The sequence below is a fragment of the Mesorhizobium sp. M1252 genome (assembly GCF_040318265.1).
Taxonomy (GTDB): Bacteria; Pseudomonadota; Alphaproteobacteria; order Rhizobiales; family Rhizobiaceae; genus Mesorhizobium.
On sequence record NZ_JAMYLX010000014.1, the window covers coordinates 90242 to 102824 of the forward strand.

At 65.3% G+C, this 12583-nt stretch carries 11 protein-coding genes; 7 read left to right on the top strand and 4 right to left on the bottom strand.

Going from position 1 to position 12583, the window contains the following annotated elements; all coding sequences use genetic code 11:
* The first annotated feature begins 399 nt into the window (after nucleotides 1-399).
* From NKH22_RS24750 to NKH22_RS24760, 3 genes are read left to right on the top strand one after another with little or no spacing between them, the layout of a single operon-like run.
* Entirely contained in the window at nucleotides 400-894 is a 495-nt protein-coding gene (locus NKH22_RS24750) for a (2Fe-2S)-binding protein (protein ID WP_023712507.1), read from the top strand.
* Nucleotides 891-1874, top strand: coding sequence for an FAD binding domain-containing protein (locus NKH22_RS24755; protein WP_352911388.1), 984 nt, complete (start codon nucleotides 891-893; stop codon nucleotides 1872-1874). Before NKH22_RS24750 ends, NKH22_RS24755 begins: the two co-directional genes overlap by 4 nt.
* The gene (locus NKH22_RS24760) at nucleotides 1871-4171 is read left to right on the top strand and encodes a xanthine dehydrogenase family protein molybdopterin-binding subunit (protein ID WP_352911391.1); all 2301 of its coding nucleotides are present in this window, start codon (nucleotides 1871-1873) and stop codon (nucleotides 4169-4171) included. Before NKH22_RS24755 ends, NKH22_RS24760 begins: the two co-directional genes overlap by 4 nt.
* A gap of 184 nt (nucleotides 4172-4355) precedes the next feature.
* Here the strand turns inward: NKH22_RS24760 and NKH22_RS24765 are convergent, their stop codons facing one another.
* On the bottom strand, nucleotides 4356-5366 hold the full coding sequence (locus NKH22_RS24765; protein WP_352806883.1) for a zinc-dependent alcohol dehydrogenase family protein: 1011 nt from the start codon (nucleotides 5364-5366) through the stop codon (nucleotides 4356-4358).
* Between the two features lie 106 nt (nucleotides 5367-5472).
* Here NKH22_RS24765 and NKH22_RS24770 point away from each other — a divergent pair, with 106 nt between their 5' ends.
* Together NKH22_RS24770 and NKH22_RS24775 are read left to right on the top strand one after the other, a co-directional pair.
* The gene (locus NKH22_RS24770; RefSeq protein ID WP_352806881.1) at nucleotides 5473-6420 is read left to right on the top strand and encodes a LysR family transcriptional regulator; all 948 of its coding nucleotides are present in this window, start codon (nucleotides 5473-5475) and stop codon (nucleotides 6418-6420) included.
* A gap of 95 nt (nucleotides 6421-6515) precedes the next feature.
* Complete coding sequence (locus NKH22_RS24775) at nucleotides 6516-7016, top strand: hypothetical protein (protein WP_352806878.1); 501 nt, start codon at nucleotides 6516-6518, stop codon at nucleotides 7014-7016.
* Nucleotides 7017-7156: 140 nt separating this feature from the next.
* On the opposite strand, the gene NKH22_RS24780 is transcribed toward NKH22_RS24775, so the two are convergent.
* From NKH22_RS24780 to NKH22_RS24790, 3 genes are read right to left on the bottom strand one after another with little or no spacing between them, the layout of a single operon-like run.
* Nucleotides 7157-8047 carry a ribokinase gene (locus NKH22_RS24780; RefSeq protein ID WP_352806875.1) on the bottom strand — a complete coding sequence of 297 codons (891 nt, stop codon included), beginning with the start codon at nucleotides 8045-8047 and terminating at the stop codon, nucleotides 7157-7159.
* Nucleotides 8044-8919 (bottom strand): MurR/RpiR family transcriptional regulator, encoded by an 876-nt coding sequence (locus NKH22_RS24785; protein ID WP_023735446.1) that lies wholly within the window; start codon nucleotides 8917-8919, stop codon nucleotides 8044-8046. Before NKH22_RS24785 ends, NKH22_RS24780 begins: the two co-directional genes overlap by 4 nt.
* Nucleotides 8916-9917 (bottom strand): TIM barrel protein, encoded by a 1002-nt coding sequence (locus tag NKH22_RS24790; protein ID WP_352911396.1) that lies wholly within the window; start codon nucleotides 9915-9917, stop codon nucleotides 8916-8918. Before NKH22_RS24790 ends, NKH22_RS24785 begins: the two co-directional genes overlap by 4 nt.
* 237 nt (nucleotides 9918-10154) lie before the next feature.
* Here NKH22_RS24790 and NKH22_RS24795 point away from each other — a divergent pair, with 237 nt between their 5' ends.
* Nucleotides 10155-10757, top strand: a complete 603-nt coding sequence (locus NKH22_RS24795; RefSeq protein WP_027048772.1) for a CDP-alcohol phosphatidyltransferase family protein — start codon at nucleotides 10155-10157, stop codon at nucleotides 10755-10757.
* Between the two features lie 41 nt (nucleotides 10758-10798).
* Entirely contained in the window at nucleotides 10799-12580 is a 1782-nt protein-coding gene (locus NKH22_RS24800) for a bifunctional alpha/beta hydrolase/class I SAM-dependent methyltransferase (RefSeq protein WP_502908598.1), read from the top strand.
* Nucleotides 12581-12583: the final 3 nt, after the last annotated feature.

Consider the following 12583-nt stretch of genomic DNA (forward strand, 5'->3'; position numbering starts at 1 on the left):
ATAAACGGAGGCGCCTCCGTTTTAGTGGAGCAGTCTTATCATATAATCAGGGGAGCCGGTATGTCACGTGTTGAGATTGTGAAGACTGAAGCATCCCCTGCCGGCTGGAGAGTCGGGGCGGCAGAGCTGCCAATCTTCCCCCTCGTGGGGGAGATGTCCGGCAGGACAGAGGGGGGCGCTGTCCCGCCAGCCTATCAAAGCCTGACCAACACCCGCTTGGAAAAGGTCTATTTCGACGCATGTAAATCGGGAACGTCGCATTCCTTCGCGCCCCCTCTGCCCTGCCGGGCATCTCCCCCACAAGGGGGGAGATTAGGCGCGCCGTCGCCTCTTCGCTTGTCCTCTCCCACTCGAGCCATTTCAATCCCCTAGCGTCAAGCAACTGGAGCCAGACGCCTCATGACCGACCAAACCAAATCCACCACTATCCCAATCCGTCTCACCATCAACGGACACAGTCACGAACTGCAGGTCGAGCCGCGCGTCACGCTGCTCGATGCATTGCGTGATCGCCTCGACCTGACCGGCACCAAGAAGGGTTGCGACCAGGGCCAGTGCGGCGCCTGCACGGTGCATGTCGACGGCCAGCGCGTGCTGTCCTGCCTGACGCTTGCAGCACAGGTCGAAGGCCGCGAGATCACCACCATCGAAGGATTGGCCGGCGATGACGGCACGCTCAACGCGGTTCAGGCTGCTTTCCTCGACCAGGATGCTTTCCAGTGCGGCTACTGCACGCCGGGACAGATCATGTCGGCGGTCGCCTGCATCCGCGAGGGCCATGCCGGCTCGGATGACGAGATCCGCGAATACATGGCCGGCAATCTGTGCCGCTGCGGCGCCTATCCGCACATCGTTGCCGCCGTGCGCCAGGCGGCACTGGAGGTCGCGTCATGAGGGATTTTTCCTACGTTCGCGCCGATAGTATCGATGCGGCACGACAGGCAGCCGCCCTGCCTGGGGCCATGCTGCTTGCCGGTGGCACGACGCTGGTCGATCTCGCCAAATGCGGAGTGGCCGAACCCGACAGCCTGGTCGACATCACCCATCTCACAGGGCTCGACGCCATCAAGGTCGACGCTGACAGTGCTATGATCGGCGCGCTGGCCAAGATGAGCCACGTCGCCGACCATGCCGAGATCAAGAGCCGCTTTCCCGCGGTCTCCGAAGCGCTGTGGCAGGCGGCTTCCGCGCAACTGCGCAACATGGCGACCATCGGCGGCAATCTGATGCAGCGCACGCGCTGCCCCTATTTCCGCGATCCCGCGAATTTTTCCGCCTGCAACAAGCGCTCGCCCGGCAGCGGCTGCTCGGCGATCGGCGGCGTCACCCGCGGCCATGCCGTGCTCGGCACCAGCGACGCCTGCATCGCCATGTATCCCGGTGACCTCGCCACCGCGCTGGTCGCCTTCGACGCCGTGGTTCATCTTGGCGAACGCCAGGTTGCCGTCGACGACTTCTTTCTCCTGCCCGGCGCCACGCCCGACAGGGAACATGCCATCCAACCGGGCGAGATGATCACCGCCATCAGCATACCGGCTTCCGGCACGGCCCGGCGTTCGACCTATCTCAAGATCCGCGACCGGCAGTCGTATGAGTTCGCGGCTGCAAGTGCCGCAGTCGGCATCGACTTCGAAGCCGATGGCCGCACCATTCGCGACCTGCGCGTCGCGCTGGGCGGCGTCGCGACGAAGCCGTGGCGGGCGCGGGCCGTGGAGGCGGCGCTGAAGGGCAAGGTGCTCAGCGAAGACACGGTGCGGGCCGCCAGCCGGCTCGCCGTAGAAGGTGCCATCGACCACGGCGCCAACCACTACAAGATCGAACTGGCGCCGCGCGTCGTTGCCCGCGCCATCCTCAAGACGGGAGCCATGTCATGACCATTCACGACCCGAGGACACGGCACGGCGACGCTTCGGACGGCACTGCCGATCAGGTTGGCGGGCGGCTGTCGCGCGTCGACGGCCCGGCCAAGATTACCGGTGCGGCAAAATATGCCGTCGAGCAGCAGCTCGACGGGCTAACCTACGGCGTCCTGGTCGAAAGCACGATCGCGTCAGGCAAGGTGCGCTCGATCGACACGTCAGCCGCCGAGGCGGCACCTGGTGTGCTCAAGGTGCTGACGCCGGACACCATCATGCCGCTGAAGACTGCATCGGACTGGTTCGGCACACCGCCGCCGGACAAGCCCTACTGCCCGCTGGCGCGCGATATCACCTTTTCGGGCCAGCATGTCGCCGCGGTCATCGCGGAGACCTTCGAGCAGGCCGTTGCGGCCGCAGCCCTGGTCAAGGTCAGCTATGACGAGACGCCGGCCATCGTCGACCTCAGCGACGCCAAGGCGGGCGACGGCATTCCGATCGCCGCCATGACCAAGGAATGGGGCGATGCGCAGGCCGCTTTCGCCGCTGCCCCGGTGCGCGTCTGCGGCGCCTATAACACGCCGCGCGAATACCAGGCGCCGATGGAGCCGCATGGCCTCATCGCCCGCTGGGAGGGCGACAAGCTCACCGTGTGGGAACCGAGCCAGTGGCTCGACGGCATGGCCCGCACCTATGCCGAATGGTTCGGCGTGCCGTTCGAGAATGTGCGCCTGGTCTCGCCCTATATTGGCGGCGGCTTCGGCTCCAAGGCGCTGGCGCTCGGCCATGGCGCGGTGGCTGCTGCCGCAGCCAAGATGCTGGGACGTCCGGTGCGGGTCGTGATGACGCGGCCGCAGACTTTTACCGGCTATGGCGGCCGCGCCGCGACCCGCCAGACGGTGACGATCGGCGCCGACCGTGACGGAAAGATCCAGTCGATCGTGCATCGCGGCGTCAATGAAACGTCGATCGACGGCATGTGGGTCGAGCCTTTGGGCGTGGTCACCTCGATCATGTATGCGACGCCCAACTTCTCCTCGAAGCAGAATGTCGTGCGGGTGAATTCGGTGGTGCCTGGCGCGATGCGCGCGCCGGGCGAAAACCCTAGCGCCTTCGGCATCGAAAGCGCCATTGACGAGCTCGCCTACGAGGTCGGCATCGATCCGCTGGAGATCCGGCTGAGGAATTACGCCGAGCAGGATCCGCACGCAAAAAAGGCTTGGTCGACGCGGCAGTTGCGCGAGGCTTTCGCGGCTGGCGCCGAACGCTTCGGCTGGGCCCAGCGCACGTCCAAACCGCGTTCAATGCGCGACGGCAACCAGCTGATCGGCTGGGGCGTCGCCGCCGGCACCTACCCGGTGCGGCGCGCTTATGGCGAGGCCATCGTGCGTATCCTTGCCAACGGCTCGGTCGAGGTCGAAAGCTCCTCGATCGACATGGGCCAGGGCACCTACACGATCCTGGCGCAGACGGCGGCCGAAACGGTAGGCGTGGCGGCCGACCATGTCGTGGTGAAGCTCGGTGATTCCCGGTATCCCCGCGCCGGCGTCGCCGGCGGGTCGCGGCTGGCCGGCGTGATGACGGGCGCGGTCTACAAGGCGGCGACATCGGCGCTCGACCAGCTGGTCGGTCTGGCGATCAGCGATTCGCGCTCGCCCTTCCACGCGCTGCAGGCGAACACGCTGGTCGTCGCCAACGGCCGCATCAGGTCGCCGCGCGGCGATGGTCCCGATGTCTCGATCGCCGACCTGCTGGCCAGCGTCGGCCGCGACCGCATCGAGGCCACAGGCGACACCATGCCGGCGAACTCGACGGCCGCCGATCGCTACAAGAACTACACCACCATCGCGGCGGCATTGCCGCACACCGAGGGCGACTATTCGCGCCACTCCTGGTGCGCGCATTTCATCGAGGTGCGCGTCGACGAGGATTTCGGCACGGTGCGCGTATCGCGCGTGGTGTCGGCGCTGGATTCGGGCCGGCTCTACAACCCGAAACTCGCCGAAAGCCAGTGGAAGGGCGGCATCATCATGGGCATCGGCCAGGCGCTGCTCGAAGAAGGCATCGTCGACCGCAGGCATGGCCGCATCGTCAACAACAATCTCGGCGACTATCTGGTGCCGACCAATGCCGACATCCCCGATATCGAGGTCATCTCGGTCGGCATTCCCGACCTGCACTCTTCGGTGCTCGGCGGCAAGGGTGTCGGCGAACTGGCCATCGTCGGCGTAGCGCCAGCGGTCGCCAATGCGGTGTTCCATGCGACGGGAAAAAGAGTGCGGGATTTGCCGATCACGCTGGAGAAGTTGATCTAGGAAGCGGCGTGCGTAATCTCCCCCCTTGAGGGGGAGATGTCGCCGAAGGCGACAGAGGGGGTCGCCTCTCGTAGAGCGCCAACCTCCTTCCGCCGCAGTAGGTCGAGCCCGGTCGGACCGACCCCCTCTGCCCTGCCGGGCATCTCCCCCTCAAGGGGGGAGATTGGCTGCTCGCGCGCCTCGGCTACCAGTCGAGCTTGAACGCAAGCTTGCCGAAATGCTGCCCGCCTGCCGCCATGTGCGCGTAGGCTTCGGCCGCCTGCTCCTGGCTGAACACCTTGTCGACGACCGGGTCGATGCGGGCGGCGGCGATGGCGCGGACGGCGGCGCGAAGGTCAGATACCGACCCGGTGTTATTGCCGACCACCTTCAGCGCCTTGATGATGATCGGCAGCAGGTCGACCGTGGCCTCGGCGCCGGTGACGAAACCGATGGTGAACAGCGTGCCGCCAGGCGCGGTGGCGTTGACGGCGCGGGCGAAGGTGGCGGTGCCGGCGGTCTCGACGACGAGGTCGGCGCCGAGGCCGCCGGTCAGTTCCAGCACCTTGCCGTCCCAGTCGGGTGTCGCGCGGTAGTTGATGAGATGATCGGCGCCGAGTGCCTTCGCCCGCCCCAGCTTCTCGTCCGACGAAGAAGTGATGATGACGGTGGCGCCGGCGGCTTTCGCCAGCTGCAGGGTGAAGATGGAGACGCCGCCGGTGCCGAGCAGCACGACGACCGAGCCCGGCCCGACATCGGCGGCGCGGACAGCGTTCCAGGCGGTGGTCCCGGCGATCGGCAGCGTCGACGCCGCCTCGAAGGAGAGACGAGCCGGTACCGGCACGAGCGAGTTGGCCGGCAGCGCGACATATTCAGCGAGCGACCCCGGCAGCGAAATTCCGCGCATCTGTGTCATCTCGTTAGGCCGGGGCGGACCGCCGATCCAGCGCGGCTTGGCATGGGCAACGACGCGATCGCCGACGGCGAAATCCGTAACGCCCTCCCCCAGCGCGACGATCTCGCCGGCGCCGTCGGCGACGGGAATGAGCGGAAAGCCGGGCACGCGATAATTGCCGCTGGCCACCGCCACATCGACGAAATTCAGGCTCGCGGCGCGCTGGCGGATCAGCACTTCGCCGCGCTGCGGTTCAGGCGTGGCAATGGTGGTGGCGCGAAAGGCGTCCAGTTTGGCGGCGGTCAGTTCGATGGCTTTCATGGCTCACGCATTCCTGTTTAAGGGGTCAATCGTCAGGATTGAGTGAAGCTATCTGCTGCGCTACAAGCAGATAATCCGGAATTTTTACATTTGAGTCCTGTGCTTTATGCAGCAATCACACGACCCCGCCAGCCTTGCCGAAATGGCCGCCTTTGCGGCCATCACCGAAGCGCGCTCCTTCACCAAGGCAGCGTTGCGCGTCGGGCGCGACTCGACGGTTCTGTCACGCCGCCTGCAATCGCTGGAGCAGCGGCTCGGCGTGCGGCTGCTGCACCGGACCACCCGAAGCGTATCGTTGACGGAGGCGGGAGCGGAGTTCCTGGTACGCGTCCGCGCCATCCTGGCCTCGGTAGACGAAGCCCAGGCTGCTGCTTCCGCGCATGCCAGCGGGACGCCGCGCGGCTTGCTGCGGCTGGCGCTGCCGGGAACCTTTGGGCGTATGTGGATCGGGCCGCTGTTGCCGCACTTTCTAGCGACGTTCCCGGATGTCCGCATCGAGGCCGAGTTCTCCAACCGGTTCGTCGATCTCGTTGCAGAGAACTTCGATGTCGCCGTCCGTCTCGGCGCGCTGGAGGACTCGCGCCTGGTGGCGCGCAAGATCGCGACACGGCGGCGGTTGCTGTGCGCTGCTCCCTCCTACCTCGCCCGCAGGGGCGCGCCGGAAGCGCCGGAAGCGCTGACCGAACACGCCTGCCTCGGCTTCTCCGGCTTCCAGACCTTTCCCACCTGGGAGATGACCGACAGTTCGGGCCGCCGCGTTAACGTCGAAGTCTCGGGGCCGATGGTTTGCGACGATGCCGAAGTGCTGGTCGAAGCCGCGGTGCAAGGCCTCGGCCTGATGATGAGCACCGATTGGCTGGTCGGGCGCGAACTCGCCGACGGACGGCTGGTGCCGTTGCTGGAGGACTGGACGCTGGCCGACGAAGGCGCTGTCTATGTCGTCATGCCCTCGGCCAGGGGACAAGCCGCCAAGACACGCGCCTTCGCCGAATGGATCGGCAAGCGCTTCGCGCCGGAGCCGCCCTGGACGTCGAGGCCGGTCTCAAAGGCTTGATCAATGGGGCGCGCCGGGGGCTAAGACGGCATATGCCGCTGTCACCAGGCCTTTTGTCCTGTATGATCTCGTTGAAGGAAGCTTGGGAGGGGATCATGCAAAGTGCATTGGCGAAGTTCATCATGGCAGGTTCCGTTCTTGCCGCGCTGCAAGCCGCGCAGCCGGCTTTTGCCGCGTCCTGCAGTTGGAGCGCCAAGATGGAAGAAGACGAAGGCGGCAGCGTGCTGACGGCTTCGGTGTGCGGCGGACCGAAGGCCGATGCGCATCTGATGCTCGTCTGTTTCGACAAGCCGGTGCTGAGCTACGATCTGGGTGCGGCCGGCCAGCAGCTGGAGCCCGGCATCAGCGCTTCCTTCACCTTCAAGGGTGGTGACAAGAGCGTGACCAAAAAGCTCGACCTCGAAGCCATGTATAATTACTTCACGGCTGAGCTGAGCAAAGACGATCCACTGCTCGGCCTGTTGCGCGGCAAGGGCGACGTCACGGTTACGGCCGACAAATATGGCGGGAACAGCTTTCCACTGACCGGCTCGAGCGCGGCCATCGGCAAGGTGCTGGCGCAGTGCGGCAAAGGTTCGGCCGGCGACGCGGACTGAAGCTCCCCACTTTCGACCACGCAGCTTGGTCCCGCGCCTCCGTCAGGGCAAAGCCAAGCAGGTTCTCGCCGCGCCCGGTTTGCCGTTTCGCTCATCGACGGGGGCACGGGTTTTGGAGGCGCAACATGCGGCCTGAGTTTTCAACGCGAGCTGCGCTCTCCCTCCGGTGTCGCCACCAGCGAGGCGGCGGCGGCATTGGCGGTGGCAATCGCCGCTTCCACCGGATGGCCACGCGCGAGGCCTGCCGCGAAGGCGCCGACGAATTCGTCGCCGGCGCCATGGGTGCTGACGACTTTTACCGGAATGGCCGCCAGCGCGAAGGCCGCGCCGATCCGGTCGCAATAGGCGACACCTTCGCCGCCGGCGGTGACGATCGCCGAGGGGTAGGTATCGATCAGCCGCCGCGCGGCTTCGGTTGCGCCGACGAGCGTATCGACGACCGGAACGCCGGCCAAAAATTCCGCTTCGATGGCGTTGACGATGACGATGTCTATCAGCGCGGTCAATTCGGCCGACAGTGTTCGCGCCGGTGCGGCGTTGAGCACGACGCGGCCGCCGGATGCCTTCACCGCGCGCGCGGCAGCGATGTTTGCGGCCTCGGGCACTTCGTTTTGCAGCAACAGCACTGCCGTCTGTACCACCACCTCCCTTGCTGCCACGACGTCATCATCGTCCAGCGTGAGATTGCTGCCGGAGACGATCACCGCACCATAGTCGCCATCGCTGTCTAAGATCGCCACGCTCATGCCGGAGCCTGCGCCTGCCGCCACGCGCACGAAGCGGCGATCGACGCCGGCGCGATCTAGATTGGCCAGCAGCGCCGTGCCGAAATCGTCGTCGCCGACGGCGCCGATCATCGCCGCGCGCACGCCGGCGCGTGCCGCCGAGACCGCCTGGTTGCCGCCCTTGCCGCCGCATTTCGGCTGCCAGGCACGGCCGGTCACCGTCTCCCCCTTGCGCGGACGGTCGGGCGCGTCGACCATGATGTCGTAATGCAGGCTGCCGAAGACGGTGACCAGCGGAACCGTCATGTGCCCCGGTCTTTTCGCTTCGAGGTGACCGCCGACATGGTGCGGCCGAGATTGCGCTCCGCCGCCTGATAGTCGCGCTGTGCCACCGCCACGAACAGCGCGTCGAGAATGTTGAGCTGCGCGATGCGCGCCGCCGCGTTCTCGCCCATCAGCGGCGATCCTTGCGCGGTCGAGCACAGCACGATGTCGGCAATCTGGGCCAGCGGCGAGTTGTCGTAATTGGTGATGGCCAGCGTGCGGGCGCCGTTCTTGCGGGCAAGATGGATGGCGTCGATGACGGCCGACGTGTTGCCGGAATGCGAGAAGCCGACGGCTATGTCGTCGGCCCCAAGCAGCGAGGCCGACATCAGCATCATGTGCGAGTCGTCATAGACCGATGCGCGGATGCCGATGCGCAGGAATTTGTGCGAGACATCGCGGGCGATCTGGGCGGAGCCGCCGACGCCATAGAAATCGCGGTTCCTGGCGCGGTAGAGCAGATCGGCGGCACGGTCGAAATCGTCCATGTCGAGGATCGCGAGCGTCTCCTCCAGCGCCTGGATCGAGGTGCGGAACACTTTCTGCACGATCTCGGCCGAGCTGTCGTCGACCGACAGTTCCTGGTGCATCTCGGCGGTCGGGAGGCGGCTGTATTCATAGACGGCGGTGCGGAAGTCGCGGTAGCCGGAGAAGCCGAGTTTCTTGGCGATCTTGACCACCATCGCCTCCGACACGCCGGCCTCCTCGGCGATCTGCTTGAGCGGAATGGTCTCGTCGAAACCGCGCCGGCCGAAGACGGTTTCCACCACCTTGGCCTCAAGCGGGGTGAGATGCGGCATCATCATGCGGATGCGCGGCCCCACGGCTTTCAGATCGAGATTGCTCAACGTCATCCACGTCCCCTCGTCTCCGGCCCGAGCATGGCTTCCTGGACGATAGCCTGCGACGTCACGGCGTCCTGGCTGGCCATCGCGGCGGACAGGCGGTTATCCTTCTCCAGCCGGTCGACAACGCGCAGCAGGCGCTTGACGGTGGCGATGTTGACTTCGCATTCGCGCACCGGATCGAGCCCGGTCATGTCGGGGAAAGTGTCGAAGTAGATGGCGCCGGCGTAGCCGTCGCGACGGATCTGGCGCAGCAGTTCGATGGTCTGCAGCGTGTGCACCGCGCCGACCATCAGGCCGTCGTCGCGCTTGGCATAGCCATCGTTGAGATGGACGCCGAGCAGCTTGCTGTGGCGAGCGATCAGCGCCGCGGCGAAGGCCGGCTGTTCGTCGGCATAGAGCACATGGGCAAAATCGAGCGTGACGCCGAGATTGGGTAGGCCGACATCGCGGATCGCCAGCAAGGTGGTCGCGGCATCCGGCATCAGCGAGTAGGAGCGCGGTTCGTTAGGCTTGTACTCCAGGCTGATCTGGCAGCCGGGATCATGCGCGGCAACTTCACGAATCCCCTCGATTTCGTGCTGCCAGAGCGTCGCATAGTCAGTTTGAAATGCATAGTCGAAGCCATCCTGGCCCAGCCACAGCGTCATCAGACTGGCGCCGGCCGCGCGCACCGCATCGATACCGGCCTTAGTCAAGTCGATGGCTTCGCGGCGCACCGCCGGGTCCGGATTGGTGAAGGCGCCGAGCTTGAAGGCCGGATTGGAGTAGTAACGCATGGCAAAGCCATTGATGGAAAGCCCGAAATCGTCAAGCTTTTGCGCGATCTCAGCCGGCTTTTCACTGACATGGTCGGGGAAATTAAGATCAAGGTCGGTCAGCCCGTCGACCTTGGCCGCGCGGGCTGCCATCTGCAGCATGGACGGCTTGCCGGTGAGATCAGGCCATTCGGCTTGCGGCCGCGAGGCGAAGGAATTCAGGCGGGTGGCAAAGCGACTGTTTGTCATGATGAACCTTTCAGTGTTTACTTCACATAAATACGAATATTTGTAAAGTTCTCATTTCCGAGGCGGTTTGTAGCGCGCAACATCCTGCTTGGCGGAGATCTTCGGCTGCGCCTCTGCATCCATGCCGGGAGTTTCGAGTCCCGCAACGGTGCGGATGCTGGTGCGAGCCCTTGCGCCCTGCCTGCCGATTGACCAATCTCGCCGACACTGTCATGAGCCGCGGTTGGGGGATCGCACATGCCAACGCTTTATCAACTGAAACCGGCCTTTCAGGCCAGGCTGCGGCCGCTGGCCGACCGGCTGGCCGATGCCGGCGTCACCGCCAACCAGATCACGCTTCTCGCCGCCGCGCTCTCCATCGCCACCGGCCTGGTGGTCGCGGCCTTTGCCTTCCATCCCCTGGTTTTCCTCTTGATGCCGGTGGTGCTGTTCGTGCGCATGGCGCTCAACGCCATTGACGGGATGCTGGCCAGGGAACATGGGCAAGCATCAAAACTCGGCATGTATCTCAACGAACTCTGCGACGTCGTCTCGGACTTGGCGCTGATCCTGGCCTTTGCCACCTTGTTCCCGGCCTGGGGTGTCGTCGCCTTCGCTATTACCGCCATGCTTGTCGAGTTCGCCGGCGTGCTTGGCGTTGCCGCAGGCAGCGGGCGCAACTATGCCGGGCCGTTCGGCAAGAGCGACCGAGCCCTGGTGCTCGGCGTCATCGCCTTCCTCATCGCCTGCGGCCTGTGGTTCCAAGCGATTGTGCCCTTTGTGTTTCCGGTCATGGCTACACTGTCAGTCGTAACCGCCATCAACCGGATACGCGGCGGCCTTAGAGCGGGCGGCGCATGATGCCAAAGCGTCAGGCACCCGACCGCCAGAGGGAAACCATGATCCACCAGACCATTGCAGCCGGAGCACCGGCAAGCCTCGAGCGCATCGCGCAGGAGCGCACGTTCAAGAGCCATGACGGCACCGAGATCTTCTACCGCTACTGGCCGGCCGCCGGGTCGACGCCAAAGGGTGCGATCCTTCTGTTCCATCGCGGCCACGAGCATGGCGGCCGCATGGCGCATCTGGTCGACGAACTCGCCATGCCCGACCATGCCTTCTACGCCTGGGACGCGCGCGGCAATGGCCGCTCGGCCGGCGAGCGCGGCTATGCGCCATCCTTTGCCGCCCTGGTTCGTGACATCGACTGCCTGGTGCGTGAGATCGGCCGGGATGGTTTTGGCCAGCGCGACATCGCGCTGATCGCGCAGTCCTTCGGCGCCGTGCTGGCCGCTGCATGGGTGCATGACTATGCGCCCGACATCCGCGCGCTGGTGGTGGCTTCACCGGCCTTTTCGGTCAAGCTCTACGTGCCCTTCGCCAAGGAGGGCATTGCGCTGTGGCAGAAGCTCAAGGGCCGCTTCTTCGTCAATTCCTACGTCAAGGCGAAGTTCCTGACGCATGATGCCGAGCGCATCGCTTCCTTCGACGCCGATCCGCTGATCACGCGACCGATCGCCTCCAACATCCTGGTCGAGCTTTACGACCACGCTGCCCGCATCGTCTCGGACGCGCGCGCCATCACCGTGCCGACGCAGCTCTTGATCTCCGGCAGCGATTGGGTGGTGCGGCATGGACCGCAGCACGAATTCTTCGTCAATCTCGGCAGCAGCGCCAAGGAGCGGCATGTGCTGCCCGGCTTCTTCCACGACACGCTGGGCGAGCGCGATCGCAAGCAGGCGCTGGACTTGATCCGGCCGTTCCTCGAAAAGCAATTTGCCACGCCGGAGAAAACCATCGACTTGCTTCAGGCCGACCGCGCCGGCTACACCCGCGACGAGGCCGAGAGGCTCGCCTCGCCGCTGACGCTGTTGTCGCCCAAGGGAATTTTCTGGGCGATGAGTCGCGCCTCGATCCGCATGGGCGCCTGGCTGTCTTCGGGCATGAAGATTGGCATCGCCACCGGCTTCGATTCCGGCTCGACGCTCGACTATGTCTACGAGAACGACGCGCGCGGCAGCGGCTTCATCGGCCGCATGATCGACCGCACCTTCCTCGACGCCATCGGCTGGCGCGGCATCCGCCAGCGCAAGCTGCATCTGGAAGAGCTGATCGGCAACGCCGCCGCCAGCCTGATGGCGGCTGGCCGTCCCGTCCACATGCTCGACATCGCCGCCGGTCACGGCCGTTATGTGCTCGATGCCGTCGCAAAATGCACTGAACCGCCGGCAAGCGTCCGGCTGCAGGATTATTCCGAACTCAATGTCGGGCTCGGCTCGAAGCTGATCGCCGAGCGGCAACTGCCTACCAGCGTCACCTTCCATCAGGCCGACGCCTTCGATGCCGACATGCTGGCTGGGTTGACCCCGGCGCCGGACCTCGCCATCGTCTCCGGGCTCTACGAATTGTTCGCCGACAATGCGCTGATTTCCCGTTCGCTCGGTGGACTGGCCAGCGCCATGCAACCCGGCAGCCTGCTCGTCTACACCAACCAGCCGTGGCATCCGCAACTGGAGATGATCGCGCGCAGCCTGACCTCGCATCGCGGCGGCCAGGCCTGGGTGATGCGGCGGCGCACGCAGGGCGAAATGGACCAGTTGGTGACGGCTGCCGGTTTCGAGAAGATCGACCAGCGCATCGACCAATGGGGCATCTTCACCGTCTCGGTCGCACGGCGCGTCTGAGAC

Coding starts and splice junctions, on each gene's coding strand:
- NKH22_RS24785 (WP_023735446.1), bottom strand. CDS start 8,919: ATGACGTTGAGCAATCTCGATCTGAAAGCCGTGGGGCCGCGCATCCGC.
- NKH22_RS24770 (WP_352806881.1), top strand. CDS start 5,473: ATGCAGCAATCACACGACCCCGCCAGCCTTGCCGAAATGGCCGCCTTT.
- NKH22_RS24750 (WP_023712507.1), top strand. CDS start 400: ATGACCGACCAAACCAAATCCACCACTATCCCAATCCGTCTCACCATC.
- NKH22_RS24795 (WP_027048772.1), top strand. CDS start 10,155: ATGCCAACGCTTTATCAACTGAAACCGGCCTTTCAGGCCAGGCTGCGG.
- NKH22_RS24780 (WP_352806875.1), bottom strand. CDS start 8,047: ATGACGGTTCCGCTGGTCACCGTCTTCGGCAGCCTGCATTACGACATC.
- NKH22_RS24765 (WP_352806883.1), bottom strand. CDS start 5,366: ATGAAAGCCATCGAACTGACCGCCGCCAAACTGGACGCCTTTCGCGCC.
- NKH22_RS24755 (WP_352911388.1), top strand. CDS start 891: ATGAGGGATTTTTCCTACGTTCGCGCCGATAGTATCGATGCGGCACGA.
- NKH22_RS24760 (WP_352911391.1), top strand. CDS start 1,871: ATGACCATTCACGACCCGAGGACACGGCACGGCGACGCTTCGGACGGC.
- NKH22_RS24775 (WP_352806878.1), top strand. CDS start 6,516: ATGCAAAGTGCATTGGCGAAGTTCATCATGGCAGGTTCCGTTCTTGCC.
- NKH22_RS24790 (WP_352911396.1), bottom strand. CDS start 9,917: ATGACAAACAGTCGCTTTGCCACCCGCCTGAATTCCTTCGCCTCGCGG.